This window comes from Geodermatophilus sp. SYSU D01106 (genome assembly GCF_054049995.1).
On record NZ_JBJGYM010000004.1, the window covers coordinates 266418 to 284753 of the forward strand.

The window sequence follows — 18336 nt, forward strand, 5'->3', positions numbered from 1 at the left end:
GGAGTACAGACCGCGCGGCGGGCGCCGACTCATCGGTCCGCTCAGCGGACGACGCGGTGGTGCAGGTAGACGACGCCGGTGCCGAAGGTGCGCGTCTCGACGAGCTCGAGGTCCACCCGCCGCGCGTGGTGGTCGAAGAAGGGCAGGCCGCCGCCGGCCAGCACCGGGAAGACGCGGATGCGGTACGCGTCGATCAGCCCGAGGTCGGCCACCTGGGCCGCGAGGGTGGCGCCGCCGATGGCGATGTCGCCGTCGCCCGGCTCCGCCCGCAGCCGCTCGATCTCCTCCGCCAGGCCGCTGGTCGCCAGGCGCGCGGCACCGCGGACGGACGTGAGCGTCCGGGAGAAGACGACCTTCGGCAGCGGGTTCCAGAGCCCGACCCACGTGCGCCGGTCGCCGTCGAGGCCCGGGTCCTGCGCGGCGTCCTCCCAGTACAGCATCGTCTCGTAGAGCCGCCGCCCCATGAGGTGGACGCCGACGTCCTGGATCTCCTGGATGGAGAACCGGAAGACCTCGTCGCTGAACCCCGGCCAGGCGAAGTCGCCGTCGGGGCCGACGACGTAGCCGTCGAGCGAGACGCCCATCGAGTAGGTGACACGGCGCACGGGCGTCCTCCCAGGTCGCGGCTCCGGCCGGTATGGCGGCCCCGCGGACCCTCCCGGGCCGCGACGCCCCCGGTCAAGCGACCGGATCGGGCACGCCTGGCGGCGTGCCGGCGCTCCTCGGCGACGCCGGCTTCGGCGACGTCGCGACGCTGCTGCAGAGCGGCAACGTCGTCCTGGCGTCCGACCTGCCGGGCCCCGCCGTGGGGCGGGCCGTCGAGGAGGCGATCCGGGAGCGCCTCGGCATGGACGTGGCCGCGGTCGTCCGCACCCGCGACGAGGTGCGCGCGGTGGCCGACCTGGACCCGCTCGGGGAGGTCGCCGTCGACGGGTCGCGCTCCCTGGTGGCGTTCATGACCGAGCCGCCGGGGCCCGGCCTCGCGGAGCTGCTCGGCTCCACCGAGCCGGGCGACGACCGGTGGGCCGTCGTGGGCCGCGAGCTGTACCTGTGGTGCCCGCACGGGCAGATGGACAGTCCCCTCGTGACGGCGCTGGGCCGGGGGGCGGGGCGGGCCGGTGACGACGGTGCGGAACTGGAACACCGTGCGGAGGCTCGCGGCGCTGCTCGACCGCTGACCGCCGGCCGGCGCGGCCGTCACCCGACCGGGGCGTTCCGGGCGGGTGGCGGCGGGTAGTGCGACCGCCCGCCACCCGGACCCGGGCGGCGACGACGAACGGGGAGGCACCGTGGCCGGCACGAGCGGCAAGGGCAGCGACACCGCGAAGAAGGCGAACAAGAAGGCGAAGGACGAGGGGAAGAAGAACCCCCGCACGAGCTCGGCCGCCCAGAGCGAACTCGGCAAGAAGGGCGGCAAGAAGAAGAAGTGACCGGCCGCGGCCGGGTCAGCCCGCGCGGCGGGCGGTGACCGCCACCTGCGGGTGCCCCGACGCGTCGGCCGGCAGCCGCAGCTCCGCGACCGGCTCCAGGCCGGCGTCGGCGAGCATCGCGGTCAGCTGCCCGGGCAGCCACAGGTGGGTCGTCCAGGTCACCGGCACGCCGCCGTAGCCCTGCGTGCGCACCAGGTCGCCCTCCCCCACGTGCGTGCCGACGAGCACCTGCCCGCCCGGCACGAGGGCCCCGGCGAAGGACAGCAGGACGGCGGGCAGCACGTCGCGCGGCAGGTTGAACAGCGACCACCAGCCGAGGACGCCGCCCAGCGACCCGTCGGCCAGGCCGAGGTCGGTGGCCGGGGCGACGTCGAACCGCAGGCCCGGGTGCAGGCGCCGCGCCTGCGCCACCATCCCCGGCGACAGGTCCACGCCCGCGACGTCGACGCCGAGACCGGCCAGGTGCGCGGTGACGAACCCGGGCCCGCAGCCGACGTCGAGGACCGGGCCGCGCTCCCGCACGGTCTCGGCGAAGGCGCCCAGCACGGCGCGCAGCCACGGGTGCGGGCCGAGCTCCCCGGCACCCATGGCCACGTAGTTCGCGGCGACCCGGTCGTAGGAGGCGCGGACGGCGTCGAGGTCGGCGGGCGGGTCGATGCGGCGGGGCACGGCCGGCACCGTAGGGCGCCTCACCGACGGAGCTGGGCCCACCACCGGTCCCACACCCGCTCGGCCGCGCCGGTGAGCGGCCCGTCCTCCCCGAGCCGGGCGGCCACCACGGGTGGGGGCGTGCCGCCGCGGAAGCGCATGAGCCCGGCCCGGCAGGCGGCGTCGAGCTCGTCGGGCGCGGCGGCCAGCAGCTCGGCGCCGAGGCCGCCGAGGGTGACGACGTCGGGGTCGAGGGCGTTGACCAGCCCGGCGACGCCCCGGCCCAGCGCGGCGGCGACGGTCGCGACCGCGGCCCGGGCGGCGTCGTCGTCGCGGGCGAGCACCTGACGGGCGTAGGTCACCGGGTCGCGCGGCTCCGGGGCGCCCAGCAGCCGGGCCAGCGCGCCGCCGTCGACCGCCGTGCCCCAGCACCCGCGCGCGCCGCACGCGCAGCGGACCGCGGGGTCGCCCATCGGCAGGTGGCCGAACTCCCCCGCCGCGCCGCGCGCGCCGCCGAGCAGCCGGCCCGCCTCGACGACGGCGCCGCCGAGGCCGGCGTCGACCCGCAGGTGCAGCGCCAGCCGCGCGTCGACGGCGGCGCCGCGACGGGACTCGGCCAGCGCGGCGAGGGTCGCGTCGTTGTCGGCGACGAGCACCCCGGCGTCGGGCCACACCGACCACAGGTCGACGTCTGTCCAGCCGAGGACGGTGGCGTCGAGCCACCGCTCGTCCAGGACGATGCCGGGGCCGGCCAGGCCGAGCCCGCGCACCCGGTCGCCGAACCGCGCGCGCAGGTCCCCCACCGACCGGCGCAGCTCCGCGAGGACGGCCCCGGCGGGCTCCCCGAGGTGCCGCCCGGACAACCCGGCCACCGACGCCCCGCCGAGCTCGACGGCGTCGACCCGCCACGACTCGTGCGTGACGACGGCGGCCAGCACCAGCGGCCCCTCCGGGTGGGCGGTGAGCCGCCGGGTGGGCCGCCCGCGGCCGACGGCGGGGACCACCGGGCCCTCGGCGAGCAGCCGCTCGCCCACCAGACGGCCGACCACCTCGGCCGCCCCGCCGGTGCCGATGCCGAGCACCCGGCTGGCCTCGGCGCGGGTCAGGCCGGGCCGGGCGTGGACGGCGGCGAGCATCGCGACCGCCCGCTCGGGCAACGCGCCCACCGTCCACCTCCCATTTGCTCTGACGCGGAGTCTAATGGGGAGGTGACCTCCGCCCCCGCGACGACCGCGCCTGCCCGCCCGGACGGGGGAGCCCGCGTCCCGGTGGCGCTCGGGGTGCTGACGCTGGCCGTCTTCGCCGCCGTGACGGCCGAGATGATGCCGGTCGGGCTGCTCCCGATGATCGCCCGCGACCTGGGCACCGGCGAGGACCGGGTGGGCCTGCTCGTCTCCGCCTACGCGGTCGTGGTCGCCGCGGCGTCGCTGCCGCTCACCGCGCTGCTCGCCCGGTGGTCGCGGCGGCGGGCGCTCACCGGGCTCCTGGTCACCTACGCCGTGGGCAACGCCGTCTTCGCCGCCACCAGCGACTACGGGGTCGCGGTCGTCGCGCGCGTGCTCGCCGGGCTGGCGCACGCCGGCTTCTTCTCCGTCGCGGTCGGCGCCGCCGTGGCGCTGGTCCCCGCGGCGCGCGCCGGGCGGGCCACCGCACTGGTGCTCGCGGGCGTGACCGTCGCCTTCACCGCGGGCGTCCCCGCCGGCACCGCGCTGGGGACGGCGGTCGGCTGGCGCTGGGCGTTCGCCGGGATCGCCGCCGTCCTGCTGGCGCTCGCGGTCCTGGCGGCGACCCTGCTGCCGGCCGCCCCGCCGCCGGCCGCGACGTCGCCCGCGCCGCTGCGGCAGGTGCTGCGCCGCCGCCCGGTGCAGCTGGCCGCCGCGCTGACCGTCGTCGTGATGCTCGGGCACTACACCGCGTTCACCTACGTCTCGCCGGTCCTGCGCGCGGCCGGCATCGGCGAGGGCGGGGTGAGCCTGGTGCTGTTCGGCTACGGCGCCGCGGGGGCCGTCGGGCTGGCGCTCGCCGGCGTGCTGGCCGACCGGTTCCCCCGGCGCGCGCTCGCCGTCACCGTCGCGGTCCTCGTGCTCGCCCTCGGCGTCATCGGGGTGCTCGGCTCCTCGGCGGCGGTCACCGTCGTCGCGACGGTGGTCTGGGGCGTCGCCTACGGCGCGCTGCCGACGCTCACCCAGACGGCGGCCCGCAACGCCGCCCCCGACGCCGGCGACGCCGCTCCCGGGCTCACCAACGCGACGACGAACGTCGGCATCGCCGGCGGCGGCGTGATCGGCGGCCTGCTCGTCGCCGACGCGGGCGCGCTGGCGCTCACCGCCGCCGCGCTCGCCGCGGCCGGGCTCGCCCTGGCATTGGTGCGCCGCTGACCGCGGGTCACCCCGGAGGGGGCAGCACCCCGTCGAGCACCTCGTCGAGCCACGCGTCGTACTCGTCGTCGGTCATCGGGCGGGCGCGGTCGAGCGCCTGGTCGAGCTGTGCACGCGGCGCACCGGAGGTCGTCGTCACGCCGACCCATGTCGGGCCGTCGCGGGTGAGCAGCTCGCGCCACGCCCCGGCGGTGCGCAGCCACCGGTCCTGCCCGGCCGGTGTGCAGGAGCCGACGGGCTGGTACCCCGCCGGCGTGAGGACCTCCGGAGCGGCGCACGGGTCGGCGACCGGCGCCCCGGTGCCGGGCGCGGGGCCGTCCCCGCGGGAGAGCCACAGCTCGGGCTCGAGGGCGCCGTCGGCCGGGCGGTACGGCGTCCAGACGAGGTCACTGCCGGTGGCCTGCGGGGTCCCCTGCCGCAGACCGTCGACGTCGGTGACCCACGGGTGCGCCGTCGTCCCGACCTCCGCGCGCACCTGCTCCTCCGCGTGCCGGCGGGAGCCGTCCACCGCGGCGGGCACCGCGACGGCGGCCACGGCGAGGGCGACCGCGAGCGCGGTGACCACCCGCACCGGCCCGCGCCACTGCAGCGCGGCCACCACCGCGTACGGCAGCCCGGCCGCGGCGTAGCGCAGCGGCACGGGCAGCACGGCGTCGAGGTCGGCGGCGATCGCGACGGCGGCCAGCACGACGACGGCGAGCGTGCCGAGGACGCCCACCGCGGTCCCCCGCCCGGCCGACCCCTCGGCCCGCGGGCCGGCGGCCCGGTCGAGCGCTCCGGCCAGCGCGGACACCGCCGCCACGAGCACGCCGAGGACCGGCAGCAGCACCGGCCACCCGCCGAACAGAGCGCCGGCCACCAGCGGCGTGCCGGCGAGGGCGGCACCCGTCCCGAGGACCCCGGCCAGGGCGGCGTGCCGGAGCACGTCCCGCACGGGGCGACGCGAGGCCGGGGCGGGGGTCGGCGGGGCGAGCACGGCGGCAGTGTGGCAGCCGAGGGTGCGGGGAGCCGGTCGCCACGGGCCCCGCGACTGCCGATGACGTTGCCGTGCGCAACCAGCGACCGACCGTCCTGATCACCGGCTGCTCCTCCGGCCTGGGCCTGGAGACCGCCGTCGAGCTCGCGGCGCGCGGCCGGCACGTCGTCGCCTCGATGCGCGACCCCGGGAAGCGGTCCGCGCTCGACGCCCGCACCCGCGAGGCCGGCCTCGACCCGCTCGACGTCGTCCAGCTCGACGTCACCGACGCCGGGTCGGTCGCCCGCGCCGTCAAGGAGACCCTCGAGCTCACCGGCGGCCGGCTCGACGCGCTGGTGAGCAACGCCGGCACCGCGTCCGGGGGCGCCTTCGAGGACACCGACGAGGCCGAGTGGCAGCGCGTCCTCGACACCAACCTGCTCGGCGCGATGCGGCTGACCCGCGAGGTGCTGCCGGTGATGCGGGCACAGCGGGCCGGGCGGCTGGTGCTGGTCTCCAGCGACTCGGCGCGCTACGGCAACCCCGGCCTGTCGCTGTACTGCGCGTCGAAGTGGGCGCTGGAGGGCTGGGCGGAGTCCCTGGCCTACGAGGTGGAGCCCTTCGGCGTCCGGGTGGTCCTGGTGGAGCCCGGCAACTACGACACCGCGATCTGGGAGACGACGCCGCGCGTGGCCCCGCCCGACAGCGCCTACGCCGGCCTGCTCGAGGCGGTCGAGCGGTTCGTCGAGACCGAGCACCTGCCCCGCTCGCGCGACCCCCGCGAGGTGGCCCGCGCCGTCGCCTGCGTGCTCGAGGCCCGGCGCCCGCGGTTCCGGGTGACGGTCGGCCCGGACGCCAAGCTCGCCACGGTCCTCGGCGCGCTCCCCCACCGGGTCACCGCCGCCGCCGTCCGGCGGGTCACCGGCCTGCACCGCTGGCGGCCCTGACCCTCCGCTGACCCCCGCACCCAGCGGGTCCTCAGCGGGTCCTCCGCACCGGGCGGTGCGCTGCCGTCGTCCCCCTCGACGACGCAGGAGCACCCGTGACCGCCACCTCCCCCGCACCCGACCTCGTCCGCGGCTTCAACACCGCGACCGTCCACACCCCCGACCTCGTCGTCCGCGCCTCCGCACCCGGCGACGTCGCCTCGGCCGTGCGCCTGGCGCGCGACTCCGGCCGCCGGGTCGCCGTCCAGGCCACCGGGCACGGCGCCGCGCCGGCCGGGCCGGGCACCGTCCTCGTCCTCACCGGCGACCTGGACGGGGTGCACGTCGACCCGGCCGCCCGCACGGCGACCGTCGGCGCCGGCGCCACCTGGCAGCAGGTCCTCGACGCCGCCGCCCCGCACGGTCTGGCGCCGCCGGCCGGCTCCGCGCCGGGCGTCGGCGCGGTCGGCTACACCCTCGGCGGCGGCCTCGGCCCGGTCGCGCGGACCTTCGGGTTCGCCGCCGACCACGTCCGCCGGCTCACGGTCGTCACCGCGGACGGCGACGTCGTCGAGGTCGGCCCCGACCGCGACCCCGAGCGGTTCCGTGCCCTGCGCGGAGGCGGCGCGGCTTTCGGGCTCGTGACGTCGATGACCATCGGCCTGCTCCCCGTGGCGCGCCTGTACGCCGGCGGGCTGTGGTTCACCGCGGAGGTCGCCCGCACCGTCCTGCACCGCTGGCGGGAGTGGACCGCCACGCTGCCCGACGCGGTCTCCACGTCGGTGGCCCGCCTGGACCTGCCGCCCGACCCCCGTCTGCCCGAGCCGCTGCGCGGGCGCTCGGTGGTCCACGTCCGCGTGGCCTGCGTGACCGGTCCCGACGAGGGCGCGCGGCTGGTGGCGCCGGTGCGGGCCGCGGCCACGCCGCTGCTCGACACCGTCGGCGACCTGCCCTACGCCGCCCTCGGCACCGTGCACGCCGACCCGGTCGACCCGATGCCGGCCGCCGAGCGCGGCGTCCTGCTGCGGGAGCTCACCGCCGAGGCCGTCGAGGCGTTCGTGGACGCGACGGCGCCCGGCCGGTCCCCGGTGACCATGGCCGAGCTGCGCCTCATGGGCGGCGCCGCCGGCCGCGCGCCCGCCGAGCCCGACGCGGTCGGCGGCCGTGACGCGGCGGTGCACCTGCACGTGCTCGGCGTGCTGGCGCCGCCCGTCGCGGCGGCCGTCCCCGGCGCGGTCGACGGCGTCCTGGAGCGGATGCGGCCGTGGTGGACCGGTGCCGCCCTGGTCAACTTCGCGGGCGCACCCGGACCGGTCACCGACGCGCGGGTGGCCGCCGGCCTCGACGCGGCGTCGCTGTCCCGGCTGGCCCGCCTGCGCGCGGCCACCGACCCCGCCGGGGTCCTCGCCCCCGCCGCCCGCTGGACCGTCCCCGCCGGCGGTGCGACGTGCGCGTGACCGTGATCGGTGCCGGCATCGGCGGGCTCGCCGTGGCCGCCGGCCTCCAGCGCGCCGGGGCCGACGTGACCGTGCTGGAGCGGGCCGCGGCCGCCGCGCCGGTCGGCTCGGGGCTCTCGCTGTTCGGCAACGGGCTCACCGCCCTCGACGCCCTCGGCCTCGGCGACGCCGTCCGGGAGGTCACCGTCCCCGGCGGCGGAGGGCTGCAGGCGGGGCAGCGCCGCCCCGACGGTGCGTGGCTCTCCCGCACGCCGGCGGCCGCCGTCGACCGGCTCCGTGTCGTGCACCGTGCCGACCTGCACCGGGTGCTGGAGGCCGCGCTGCGGCCGGGCACGGTCCGCTGGGGCACCGCGGTCGCCGGCACCCCGCCCTCCGGGGACGGCGTGCGCCTGGCCGACGGCACCGTCGAGCCCGCCGACGTCGTGGTCGCCGCCGACGGCATCCGCAGCCGGGTCCGCGCCGGGTGGCCGGGCGACCCGGGGCTGCGCTACTCGGGCTACACGGCCTGGCGCGCGGTCACCGGGCGGCCGGTGGACCTGCGCGGCGCCGCCGGCGAGACGTGGGGCCGCGGGCTGCGCTTCGGCATGGCCCCGCTGGCCGGCGGCCGCGTGTACTGGTTCGCCGTCGCCACCCTGCCCGCCGGGACGGTGTCCGGCGACGAGCACGCCACGGTGACCCGGCTGGTCGCGGGCTGGCACGCCCCCGTCGGCGAGCTCGTCGCCGCGACACCGCCGGAGGCGGTGACCCGCTCGGACGTGTACGACCTGGCCGGGCCGGTGCCGGCGTTCCGGCGGGGCCGCTGCGTCCTGCTCGGCGACGCCGCGCACGCGATGACCCCCGACCTCGGCCAGGGCGCGAACCAGGCGCTCGAGGACGCGGCCACGCTCACCCGGCTGCTCACCGGCGTCACCGACCGGGACGTCGGCGCGGCGCTCGACGCCTACGACCGGCTCCGCCGCCCGCGCACGCGGCGGATCGCCCGCCGTGCGCACGCCGTCGGGCAGGTGGCGCAGGCCCGCGGACCGGTCGCGTCCCGCCTGCGCGACGCCGTCCTGCGGCTCACCCCGCCGGCCGCCGCCGCCCGGCAGCTCCTCGGCATCCAGGCGTGGCAGCCGCCCGCCGCCCCCGCTTCCCCCCTCGCGTCCCGGAGGACGTCGTGACCCTCGATCTGCTCGCCACCACCACCCTGGCCGACCTGTGGGACTGGGCCTGGCAGCGGCACACCAACGAGCTGAGCTGGTACGTCCGGCCGCTGTTCCTCGTCCCGCTCGCGTGGGCCGCCTGGCGCCGCAGCGGCTGGGGCATCGCGCTGACCGTCGTGGGACTGCTGACCAGCATGGCGTGGTTCCCCGCGCCGGCCGTCCCGGACCCGCAGGTGCTGTCCTTCGTCGAGTTCGAGATGGAGTTCCTCACCGGTGGGTGGACGGTGGGCAAGGCGCTCACCGCCGCCCTGGCACCGCTGGCGATGGCCGCCTTCTGCGCGGCGCTGTGGCGGCGGTCGCTGGCCTGGGGGCTGGTCCTGCTCAACGCGATGGCGCTGGGCAAGATCGCCTGGGCCACGGTCAACGACGACGGCGGGGTCGCCGTGGTCGTGCCCGCGCTGGTCGGCCTGGCCATCGGCGACGCCGCCCTGCTCGGCGCCCGCGCCTGGGCGCGGGCACGGGCGCGCGCCCGGGCGGCCCGGACGCCGGCCCCGGTCGCCTGAGCGCCGTCCCCCGGAGCCCCGGACCCGGCGCCGGCCCGGGGCTCCGGCGCGTCCACCTCACACCGGGGCCGCCCGTCTCGTCCCCCTGGTGAGGACCCCGATCCCGAGAGGACCACCATGAGCACCGTGTCCCCGACGGCCGTCACCCGCGTCGTCGTCGTCGGCGCCGGCTACGCCGGCCTGATCGCCACCAACCGCTTCCTCGGTTCGCTGGACGCCGGCGAGCGCGCCCGCATCCGGCTCACCGTCGTCAACCCGCGCGAGGACTTCGTCGAGCGCATCCGGCTGCACGAGCTGACCGCCGGCTCCCGGGCCTCGGTCACCCGCCCGCTCGCCGGGCTGCTGCACCCGGACGCCGCCCTGCTGCGCGGCTCGGTCACCCGCGTCGACGCCGCCTGCTCCGTCGCACACGTGGCCACGGCCGGCGGCGAGCGCGAGCTGCCCTTCGACTCCCTCGTGTACGCCGTGGGCAGCACCGCGGCGGCACCCGTGCCCGGCGCCCGCGAGCACGCCTTCCTGCTGGCCGACCTGGAGGGGTCCGAGCGAGCCGCGGCCGCCCTGCGCGGCGCGGGTCCCGGCGCCCGCGTCGCGGTCGTCGGCGGCGGCTTCACCGGCGTCGAGGCCGCGGCGGAGGTCGCCGAGCGGCACCCCGACGCCGCGGTCGACCTGTACTGCTCGGGTCCGCTGGCGCCCACCATGCGGCCGGCCGCGCGCCGCTCGCTGCACCGCACGCTGCGGCGGCTCGGCGTCACGGTGCACGAGGACACCGCCGTCGCCGCGGTCGAGGAGGGCAAGGCCGTGCTCGCCGACGGCACCGTCACCGCGGTCGACGTCTGCGTGCTGGCCGCCTCCTTCGCCGTCCCCGGCCTGGCCCGGGACAGCGGCCTGGCCGTCGACGCGGCCGGCCGGCTGCGCGTCGACGCCACGCTGACCGCCGTGGGGACACCCGGCGTGGTCGGCGCCGGCGACGCGGTCGTCGTGGACGACCCCCGCGGGCGCCACCTGCGGATGGGCTGTGCCGTGGCGCTCCCCCTCGGCGCCACCGCCGCGGCCACCCTGCTGGCCCGGCTGCGCGGGGAGGAGCCCGCGCCGCTGTCGGTCGGGTTCGCCCTGCAGTGCCTGAGCCTCGGCCGCCGCGGCGGCTACGTGCAGCCGGTGAGCGCCGACGACCGCCCGCGCCCGCTGTATCTCGGGGGCCGGGCGGCCGCCGTCGTCAAGGAGCAGATCTGCCGGATGGTGGTCGACCGGCCGGCCCGGGAGGCCACCGCACCCGGCGCCTACCCGTGGCCCCGCGGTCCGCGCACCGGGTCCCCGGCGTGAGCGCGGACCTCGACGCCGCCGGCCGCCGCCGGCTGCAGGCGCTCGCCTACCGGATGCTGGGCTCGACCCACGACGCCGAGGACGCCGTCAGCGAGGCCGTGCTGCGGTGACACCGGCTCCCGCCGGAGGAGCGCGGGCAGGTGCGGGAGCCGATGGGCTGGCTGACCACGGTGGTCAGCCGGATCTGCCTGGACCAGCTGCGCTCGGCGCGGGCGCGGCGCGAGGAGTACCAGGGCATCTGGCTGCCCGAGCCGCAGGTGCACGACGACCTGGCCCCCGCCGGCTCGGCCCACCCGGTCGACCCGGCGGACGCCGTCACGCTCGACGACTCCGTGTCCTTCGCCTTCCTCGTGGCCCTGGAGACACTGACGCCGGCCGAGCGGGTGAGCTTCGTCCTGCACGACGTCTTCGGCGTCCCGTTCCCCGAGGTGGCCGAGGTCGTCGGGCGCACGCCGGCCGCCTGCCGCCAGCTGGCCACCTCGGCCCGCCGCAACCTGCGCGGGGACCGGCGCCGCGACGTGCCGGGCGAGGAGCGCGACCGCGTGGTGGCCGCCTTCCTCGACGCCTGCCGCGGCGGCGACCTCGACGGCCTGGTCCGCCTGCTCGACCCGTAGGTCACCTCGGTCGCCGACGGCGGCACGCACGTCCGCGTCGCGCGGCGGCCGGTGGTGGGCGCGGAGACCGTCGCGCGCTACCTGCTGGGCGTGGTGGCCTCGCAGCGCCGGCGCGCCGGCGACGATCCGGAGACGTCGGTGGGGACGGTCAACGGCCGCAGCGGCATCGTCGTGCGGGCCGGCGACACGGTGGTCGGCACCATCGACCTCTCGATCGCCGGCGGCCTGGTCACCCGGGTGTTCATCCAGGTCAACCCGGACAAGCTGCCCACCTGACGCTCAGGCCGGGCGGACCAGCGGCACGAGCACCTCGTCGACGATCCGGACCACCACGTCGTCGGTGATCGGGTCACCGGTGACCAGGAACCGGTGCCAGAGCACCCCCTGGCCGAGCTCGCGGAGCAGGTCGACCGGCACGTCGGGGCGGACGTCGCCGCGCTCGACGCCCCGGGCGAGCAGCCGGGCCATCTCCTCCTTGCGCCAGCCGATGACGCCGTCGCGGAAGGCCGCCGCGAACGCGGGGTCGGTCACCATGGCGGTGACGACGGCCTGGATCACCCTGCTGCCGGGCCCGGTGAGCACGGCGGCCCAGCCGCGCAGGATCGCCAGCATGTCGGTGCGGTAGCTGCCGGTGTCCTCGGCGGGGATGGCCCCGGTGGCCCGGCGCAGCAGCACGTCGCGCAGCAGCGCCGTCCGGTCGGGCCAGCGGCGGTAGAGCACGGGCTTGCTGGTGCCGCACCGGGCGGCCACGGCCTCCATCGTCACCGCGGCCGCACCCTGCTCGACCACGAGTCCGACGACGGCGGCCTCGATCGCCGCCTCCAGCTCGGCACCACGGCGGCGGGCGGGCCGGACGACCCCGGTCTCTCCCACGTCCCCTCACCTCCCATCGGAGAAACGCTTGCGTATCTCCGATGGGCACCCTAGCGTCCCCGGCCACGAGAAACGGTCGCGTATCCCCAGGAGGAGTCATGACCCTGCCGCTCGTCGTCCCGCTCCGGTCGCCGGACACCGCCACGGTCCGCCACGAGGACCACCCGCACGGCCGCCGCCGGGTCACCATCGACCACCGGCCGCTGGACGGCGTCACCCCCGCCGGCCTGCTCGCCTGGTTCTCCTCGCTCGGCGGCACCATGCCCTACGAGGGGGCGGTCGTGTCCCGCTACCTGGCCTGGCACCCCCTCGACCACGTGCGCTGGGAGCTGGCCCGCCCGGCGCCGGGCGGCGGCGCCACCGAGGGCGCCCGGTTCCGCATCGTCGAGCGCTTCGCCGGCCGCCCGGAGTACGCGATCGACGTGGTCGACCGGGTGGAGAAGCTCGACGAGACCGGCATCCGCCTGGTGCAGCGGGTCGCCGGCGTGGTGGTCACCTCGCTCGAGCACACCTGGTCGGCCGGGCGCGGGCGCACCCACTACGTGAGCGTCCTCGACCTCGGCGCCCGCTCGCCGCTGGCCGCCCCGGTCAACGCGGTCCTGCGCCGCCGGTTCCCCGACCACATGGTCCGCGCGTGGGTGAGGCACAACGTCGAGGAGGTCGGCCGGCTCGAGTTCCTGCTCCCCCTGCTCGCCGCCGCCCCGGTCCCCGCGGACGCCTGAGCGCCCGCGGTGACCGGGGTGGAGCTGTCGGTGCTGGGCCCGGTGTCCGCCGCGCGCGACGGACGGCCGCTGGACCTCGGCGGGCCGCGCCAGCGGGCGGTGCTCGCCGTCCTGGTCGCCGCCGCGCCGGGCACGGTGGGCGCCGGGGAGCTGATCGGCCAGGCGTGGCCGGACGGGGCCGAGGTCGGCCCCGGCACGCTGCACCACTACGTGAGCCGGCTGCGCTCGGCGCTGGAGCCGGACCGGCGCGCGGGCTCCCCGCCGGAGGTGCTCGTCCGGCGCGGCACCGGCTACGCGCTCGCCGTCGACCCCGGCGCCGTCGACGCCGTGCGGTTCACCCGGGCGGCCGCCCGGGGCTCGGGCGCGCTCGCCGCGGGCCGTCCCGCGGAGGCGGCGGGACTGCTCTCGGGCGCCCTGGGCCTGTGGCGCGGCACCGCCTACGCCGACGTGGCCGACCTCGCGGCACTCGTCCCCGCCGTCGCCCGGCTCACCGAGCTGCGCACCGCGGCCACCGAGGACCTGGTCGACGCACTGCTGCAGGCCGGGCGGACGGCGGAGGCCGTCGGCCGGGCCCGCGAGCACACCGCCTCCCACCCGCTGCGCGAGCGCGGCTGGGAGCTGCTCGCCCTGGCGCTGTACCGCAGCGGGCGGCAGGCCGACGCGCTCGCCGCGTTGGCCACGGTGCGGCGGATCCTCGGCGAGGAGCTCGGTCTCGACCCGGGACCCGGGCTGGCCGCCGTCGAGGCCGCCGTGCGCGCGCAGGAGGTCCCGGCGGCGCCGGCACCCCCGCCGGCCCGCGCCCGCGCCCTGCCCCTCCCGCTCGGCGATCTCGTCGGCCGGGACGCCGACGCCGCCGCGGCGGACACCGACCTCGACCGGTCCCGGCTGGTGACCCTGACGGGACCGGGCGGCGTGGGCAAGACACGCCTGGCGCTCGCGGTGGCGCACCGGCGGGCGGCCCGGGGGGAGGACGCCGCGCTGGTGCGGCTCGACGCCCTCGACGACCCCTCCCTGCTGCCGGCCACCGTCGCCGCCGCCCTGGGCCTGCCCGGGGCGCCCGACGCGGCCGCGCTCGCCGACCGCGTGGCCGGGTGGGCCGGCCTGCTCGTCCTCGACGGCTGCGAGCACCTGGTCGACAGCGCGGCCGCCCTCGTCCCGGCGCTGCTCGGTGCCGCGCCGGGCCTGCGCGTGCTGGCCACCAGCCGGGAGGCGCTCGACGTCGGCGGGGAGCAGCTGCACGCGGTGCGGCCGCTGTCCCCCGAGCACGCCGCGGAGCTGTTCACCCGGCGTGCCCGCACGGCGCTGCCCGGCCGGACGCCCGAGGACGGCGAGACCGAGGACGTGCGCCGGATCTGCGCCGGCCTCGACGGCCTCCCGCTGGCGCTCGAGCTGGCCGCCGCGCGGGTGCGGGTGCTGTCGGTGCGCCAGCTGGCCGGTGCGCTGGACGCCGACCCGTTCGCGGTGCTGACCGACGCGCCGCGCGACGCGCCCCGGTCGCACCGCGGGCTGGCGCGCACCGTCGAGTGGAGCACCCGCGCGCTGCCGCCGGTCGAGCGGTCGCTGTTCCTCCGGCTGGCGTGCTTCGCCGGCGACGTCGACCTGGAGGCGGTCGCCGCCGTCCTGCCCGGGCACCCCGGCCCCGACGCCGGGCCCGCCCTGGCCCTGGTGACGGGGCTGGTGCGCCGCTCGCTGCTGCAGGTGGAGCCCGGCCCGGGACCGCGCCGCTACCGGATGCTCGGGACGCTGCGCCGCTTCGCGCTCGACCGGGCGGCGGACGGCGAGCGGGCGGAGGCACGGGCCCTGCACCGCCGGTACGTGCTGCGCCGCGTGCAGGCGGCCGAGCGGCTGCTGCGGGGTCCCGACGCCGCGGGCGCGCTGGCCGGGCTGCTGCGCGACCGGGCCGAGCACCGCGCCGCCCTCGCCTCCGCCGAGCAGGCCGGTGACGCCGGCCTGCTGCTCGACCTGGCCGCGGCGCTGAGCTGGTCCTGGTACCGCGGCGGCGACATCGCCGAGGGCCGCCGGGCCCTGACCCGCGCCGTGGCCGCCGCCGAGGGCGTGGCCGCGGACCGGGACGCGCGGGTGGCCCGGGCCCTGCTCGGCCTGGGCAAGCTCCACTACCTCGCCGGCGACCCCGATCCGGCCGCGTCGGCCCTCGAGCGGGCGGAGGTCCTCGCCGACCGGACCGGCGAGCCCGCCGTCGCGGCCAACGCCCGCTCGTGGCGGGCGCACGTCGCCGGCCTCACCGGACCCGGGCCGGCCGCCGTCGCGCTGGCGGAGGACGCGGTCGAGCAGGCCGCCGCGGCCGGTGAGCCCTGGGTGTCGGCGGAGGCGCTGATGACCCTGGGCCTGACCCGCCGGTCGACCGGCACCGGCGGGGACCCCCGGCCGGCCCTGGAGGCGGCGGTCGCCGTCGCCGAGGGCGCCGGCTACGCGTGGGGCGCGGTCTCGTCGTCGTGGGCGCTGATGAAGGCGGCCACCGACGCCGGCGACTCCGCCGGCGCCCTGGCCGCGGCGGCCCGGATGCGCGCGCCGCTGGTGGCCGACGGCGACCTCACCTCGTGGCTGGTCCTCGTGCACTCGAGCGCCGCCGTGCTCGCGCGCACCGGCCGGGCGGAGGAGGCGGCGACGCTCGCCGGCGCGGTGCAGGAGCTGGGGAGCCGGGTCGGGTTCGCGCCGGAGCGGATGGACCCGGTCGACGGCCCGCGCGAGGCGGCAGCGGTGCGGGACGCGCTGGACGCGGCGGCGTACGCGCGGGCCGTGGCGGCCGGGCGGTCACTGTCCCGGGACGCCGTCGACGATCTGCTGCGCTCGCTGCTGGGCTGAGTCCGCGGCGACGGCGACCAGCTCGTCGAGCACCCGCCGCACGACCCGCCGCTCGGCGGTGTCCGGGCGCAGCAGCGCCTCCACCCTCCGCCCGGCGCGCACGCCCGCCAGAGGGAGCAGCCGCACGCCGGGGTGGCCGCCGCCGGTGAAGCGCGGCAGCAGCGAGATGCCGTGCCCGGCAGCGACCATCGCCTCGGCGATGGAGAAGTCGTTGATCCGGTGCGCGATCCGGGGCGCCGCGCCCGACCCCGCGGCGACGGCGGCCAGCACCGTCGCGACCGGGAAGCCCTCCCGGACGGCGATCCACTCCTCGCCGACCAGGTCGCCGGCCCGCACCCGGTCGCGGCCGGCCAGCGGGTGCCCGCGCGGCACGGCGACGTCGAGCGGCTCGCGCAGCAGCGGCACCACCCGCAGCCGGCTGCCCTCCCCCGCCCAGTCCGCGCCGCCCTCGGGCCGGTGCGCGACGACGACGTCGACCCGGTCGGTGAGCGCGGGGAAGGCGTCCTGCGCGACGTCCTCGTCGGAGCACTCGACCCGCACCCCGCCGAGCGCCCGCACGCGGGTGAGCAGCGGCGGGAGCAGCAGCCGGGCGCCGCTCTGGAACGCCGAGACGCGCACCGTCCCCTCGGCCGCCCCGGTGAACTCCGCGAGGGACGCCCGCGCCCGCTCGACGGCCACCGCGACGTCGACGGCGGCGTCGGCCAGAGCGTCGCCGGCAGCGGTGAGCCGCAGCCCCCGCCCGACGCGCTCGGTGAGCGGGACGCCGGCCTCCCGGGACAGCGCGGCGAGCTGCTGGGAGACAGCCGACGGCGTGAGATGCAGCACGGCCGCCGCGGCCGCGACGCCGCCCTGCGTGCGCACCGTCCGCAGGGTCTCCAGGGCCCGCACGTCCATGCAGCGACGCTACATCGTCGGTGCAGCACCTTTCGCTGGTGCTGACGCTTCGGCGGGCGCAGGCTCGACCGCGTGCCCGTCCGCGACCGCCTCCTCGCCCTCGTCGTCGCCGTCGTCTGGGGGCTGAACTTCCCGGCGATCCACCTGTCGCTCGAGCAGTTCCCGCCGTTCTTCCTCGTGGCGCTGCGGTTCGCGCTGGTCGCCGTCCCGACGCTGCTGCTCGTGCCGCGGCCGGGCGTCCCGTGGCGGTGGGTGGTCGGCTACGGGCTCGGGTTCGGCGTCCTGCAGTTCGTCTTCCTCTACGTCGCCATGGACACCGGGATGCCGACCGGGCTGGCCTCGCTGGTGCTGCAGTCCTCGGCGCCGTTCACCGTCGTGCTCGCCGGGCTGCTGCTGCGCGAGCGGCTGACCGGCCGGCAGGCCGCCGGGGTGGCGCTCGCCGTCGCAGGCCTGGCGGGGATCGCCGTCCACCGGGCCGGCCTCGACGGCGGCGCGACGCTGCTGCCGGTGCTGCTCACCCTCTGCGGCGGGCTGGGCTGGGCGCTGGGCAACCTCTGCAACCGGCAGGCCCGCCCGGCGCGACCGTTCCGGCTGATGCTCTGGATGACCGTCGTGCCGCCACTGCCGATGCTCGCGCTGTCGCTGGCCACCGAGGGCCCGGCCCGGATCGGCGCCTCGCTCACCACGCTGGGCACGGAGCGCGGCCTGCTCGCGCTGGCCGGGCTGCTGTTCACCGTCGTCGTCGCGACCCTGCTCGGCTCGGGCATCTGGACGGCGCTGATGAGCCGGCACCCGTCGGGCACGGTGGCGCCGTTCTCCATGCTGGTGCCGGTGGTCGGCACGGCGTCGTCGTGGCTGTTCTTCGGCGAGCGCCTGCCGCTGGTGGAGGTCGCCTGCGGCGCGCTGGTGGTGGCCGGGGTGCTCTACGGCAGCCGGCCGCCGCGGGCCTACCCGGCCGCGGAGGGGTTGCCGGCCCAGGTCACCCGCAGCGCGGCGGCGTAGGCGGCCGGGTCGACGTCGCCGAGCAGCAGCCGCTGCAGGACGAACCCGAACACCGACGACATCATCGTGGCGCCGAGGTGCAGCGGGTCGGCGTCGGCCGGGAACCGGCCGGCCGCCTGCCCCCGCCGCGCGATCTCGACGAAGTAGGCGCGCATCGTGCGGTAGGCCGGGTCGACGACGGCGTGCACGCCGGGGTTGCGCAGCGCCTCGCCCCAGGCCTGGACGGCGACGCGGCTGAGGTCGACCGGCCCGCGCGTGGTCAGCTCGGCCACCATCTCGACCGCGGCCGCCACCGCCTCGGCCGGGTCCGGCGCGGCGTCGTCCTCGAGCAGCTGCTCGAAGCGCGCCGCCGCGGCGCCCACGACCCGCTCGACGATCGCGGCGATCAGCTCGTCCTTGCTGCGGAAGTAGCGGTAGACGGCGCCGGCCGACAGCCCGGAGGCGGCGATGACGTCGGCCATGCCGGTGGCCTGGAAGCCGTTGGCGGCGAAGCGGGCGGTGGCCGCGTCGAGGATCTGGTCGCGGCGGGCGGCGAGGTGGGACTCCGGGACGCGGGGCACGCCGTCCACTGTAAAGCGAACGATCGTTC

The 18336-nt window shown here is 78.7% G+C and carries 21 protein-coding genes; 14 read left to right on the plus strand and 7 right to left on the minus strand.

What is annotated here, in order from left to right; translation table 11 throughout:
- Nucleotides 1-41: 41 nt before the first annotated feature.
- A complete protein-coding gene (locus ACI78R_RS06715) occupies nt 42-605 on the minus strand; it encodes a dihydrofolate reductase family protein (RefSeq protein ID WP_457040082.1) in 564 nt (187 codons plus the stop codon).
- A 104-nt stretch (nt 606-709) separates the two neighbouring features.
- Here ACI78R_RS06715 and ACI78R_RS06720 point away from each other — a divergent pair, with 104 nt between their 5' ends.
- Nucleotides 710-1237 (plus strand): DUF1697 domain-containing protein, encoded by a 528-nt coding sequence (locus ACI78R_RS06720; protein WP_457040083.1) that lies wholly within the window; start codon nt 710-712, stop codon nt 1235-1237.
- The gene (locus tag ACI78R_RS06725; protein ID WP_457040084.1) at nt 1224-1430 is read left to right on the plus strand and encodes a hypothetical protein; all 207 of its coding nucleotides are present in this window, start codon (nt 1224-1226) and stop codon (nt 1428-1430) included. The genes ACI78R_RS06720 and ACI78R_RS06725 overlap by 14 nt, the downstream gene beginning before the upstream one ends.
- A 15-nt stretch (nt 1431-1445) precedes the next feature.
- Here the strand turns inward: ACI78R_RS06725 and ACI78R_RS06730 are convergent, their stop codons facing one another.
- Together ACI78R_RS06730 and ACI78R_RS06735 are read right to left on the minus strand one after the other, a co-directional pair.
- A complete protein-coding gene (locus tag ACI78R_RS06730) occupies nt 1446-2099 on the minus strand; it encodes a class I SAM-dependent methyltransferase (protein ID WP_457040085.1) in 654 nt (217 codons plus the stop codon).
- A 20-nt stretch (nt 2100-2119) separates the two neighbouring features.
- Complete coding sequence (locus ACI78R_RS06735) at nt 2120-3244, minus strand: ROK family protein (RefSeq protein ID WP_457040086.1); 1125 nt, start codon at nt 3242-3244, stop codon at nt 2120-2122.
- A gap of 42 nt (nt 3245-3286) precedes the next feature.
- Here ACI78R_RS06735 and ACI78R_RS06740 point away from each other — a divergent pair, with 42 nt between their 5' ends.
- On the plus strand, nt 3287-4456 hold the full coding sequence (locus ACI78R_RS06740) for an MFS transporter (protein ID WP_457040087.1): 1170 nt from the start codon (nt 3287-3289) through the stop codon (nt 4454-4456).
- A 7-nt stretch (nt 4457-4463) separates the two neighbouring features.
- Here the strand turns inward: ACI78R_RS06740 and ACI78R_RS06745 are convergent, their stop codons facing one another.
- On the minus strand, nt 4464-5390 hold the full coding sequence (locus tag ACI78R_RS06745) for a hypothetical protein (RefSeq protein ID WP_457040088.1): 927 nt from the start codon (nt 5388-5390) through the stop codon (nt 4464-4466).
- A 113-nt stretch (nt 5391-5503) separates the two neighbouring features.
- Between ACI78R_RS06745 and ACI78R_RS06750 the strand changes: the two genes are divergently transcribed.
- From ACI78R_RS06750 to ACI78R_RS06785, 8 genes are all read left to right on the plus strand, one after another.
- Entirely contained in the window at nt 5504-6358 is an 855-nt protein-coding gene (locus tag ACI78R_RS06750; RefSeq protein WP_457040089.1) for an SDR family oxidoreductase, read from the plus strand.
- A 95-nt stretch (nt 6359-6453) separates the two neighbouring features.
- Nucleotides 6454-7794 carry an FAD-binding oxidoreductase gene (locus tag ACI78R_RS06755; protein ID WP_457040090.1) on the plus strand — a complete coding sequence of 447 codons (1341 nt, stop codon included), beginning with the start codon at nt 6454-6456 and terminating at the stop codon, nt 7792-7794.
- Nucleotides 7791-8954 (plus strand): FAD-dependent monooxygenase, encoded by a 1164-nt coding sequence (locus ACI78R_RS06760; protein WP_457040091.1) that lies wholly within the window; start codon nt 7791-7793, stop codon nt 8952-8954. Before ACI78R_RS06755 ends, ACI78R_RS06760 begins: the two co-directional genes overlap by 4 nt.
- Nucleotides 8951-9499: a hypothetical protein gene (locus ACI78R_RS06765; RefSeq protein WP_457040092.1), complete on the plus strand. Its 549-nt coding sequence runs from the start codon at nt 8951-8953 to the stop codon at nt 9497-9499. The genes ACI78R_RS06760 and ACI78R_RS06765 overlap by 4 nt, the downstream gene beginning before the upstream one ends.
- 117 nt (nt 9500-9616) lie before the next feature.
- Nucleotides 9617-10819, plus strand: coding sequence for an NAD(P)/FAD-dependent oxidoreductase (locus tag ACI78R_RS06770; RefSeq protein ID WP_457040093.1), 1203 nt, complete (start codon nt 9617-9619; stop codon nt 10817-10819).
- A complete protein-coding gene (locus ACI78R_RS06775; RefSeq protein WP_457040094.1) occupies nt 10816-10929 on the plus strand; it encodes a sigma factor in 114 nt (37 codons plus the stop codon). Before ACI78R_RS06770 ends, ACI78R_RS06775 begins: the two co-directional genes overlap by 4 nt.
- A 30-nt stretch (nt 10930-10959) precedes the next feature.
- Nucleotides 10960-11433 carry a sigma factor-like helix-turn-helix DNA-binding protein gene (locus ACI78R_RS06780; protein ID WP_457040095.1) on the plus strand — a complete coding sequence of 158 codons (474 nt, stop codon included), beginning with the start codon at nt 10960-10962 and terminating at the stop codon, nt 11431-11433.
- A 54-nt stretch (nt 11434-11487) separates the two neighbouring features.
- A complete protein-coding gene (locus ACI78R_RS06785; RefSeq protein ID WP_457040096.1) occupies nt 11488-11709 on the plus strand; it encodes a hypothetical protein in 222 nt (73 codons plus the stop codon).
- Nucleotides 11710-11712: 3 nt separating this feature from the next.
- Here the strand turns inward: ACI78R_RS06785 and ACI78R_RS06790 are convergent, their stop codons facing one another.
- Complete coding sequence (locus ACI78R_RS06790; RefSeq protein ID WP_457040097.1) at nt 11713-12306, minus strand: TetR/AcrR family transcriptional regulator; 594 nt, start codon at nt 12304-12306, stop codon at nt 11713-11715.
- A gap of 98 nt (nt 12307-12404) precedes the next feature.
- Here ACI78R_RS06790 and ACI78R_RS06795 point away from each other — a divergent pair, with 98 nt between their 5' ends.
- Together ACI78R_RS06795 and ACI78R_RS06800 are read left to right on the plus strand one after the other, a co-directional pair.
- Nucleotides 12405-13028, plus strand: a complete 624-nt coding sequence (locus ACI78R_RS06795; protein ID WP_457040098.1) for a hypothetical protein — start codon at nt 12405-12407, stop codon at nt 13026-13028.
- Nucleotides 13029-13037: 9 nt separating this feature from the next.
- Entirely contained in the window at nt 13038-15851 is a 2814-nt protein-coding gene (locus tag ACI78R_RS06800) for a BTAD domain-containing putative transcriptional regulator (protein WP_457040099.1), read from the plus strand.
- Here the strand turns inward: ACI78R_RS06800 and ACI78R_RS06805 are convergent.
- The gene (locus tag ACI78R_RS06805; RefSeq protein ID WP_457040100.1) at nt 15801-16745 is read right to left on the minus strand and encodes a LysR family transcriptional regulator; all 945 of its coding nucleotides are present in this window, start codon (nt 16743-16745) and stop codon (nt 15801-15803) included. The two genes, ACI78R_RS06800 and ACI78R_RS06805, sit on opposite strands and share 51 nt — an antisense overlap.
- Before the next feature lie 72 nt (nt 16746-16817).
- Here ACI78R_RS06805 and ACI78R_RS06810 point away from each other — a divergent pair, with 72 nt between their 5' ends.
- A complete protein-coding gene (locus tag ACI78R_RS06810; RefSeq protein WP_457040101.1) occupies nt 16818-17747 on the plus strand; it encodes an EamA family transporter in 930 nt (309 codons plus the stop codon).
- On the opposite strand, the gene ACI78R_RS06815 is transcribed toward ACI78R_RS06810, so the two are convergent.
- The gene (locus ACI78R_RS06815) at nt 17693-18307 is read right to left on the minus strand and encodes a TetR/AcrR family transcriptional regulator (protein ID WP_457040102.1); all 615 of its coding nucleotides are present in this window, start codon (nt 18305-18307) and stop codon (nt 17693-17695) included. The genes ACI78R_RS06810 and ACI78R_RS06815 overlap by 55 nt on opposite strands.
- Nucleotides 18308-18336: the final 29 nt, after the last annotated feature.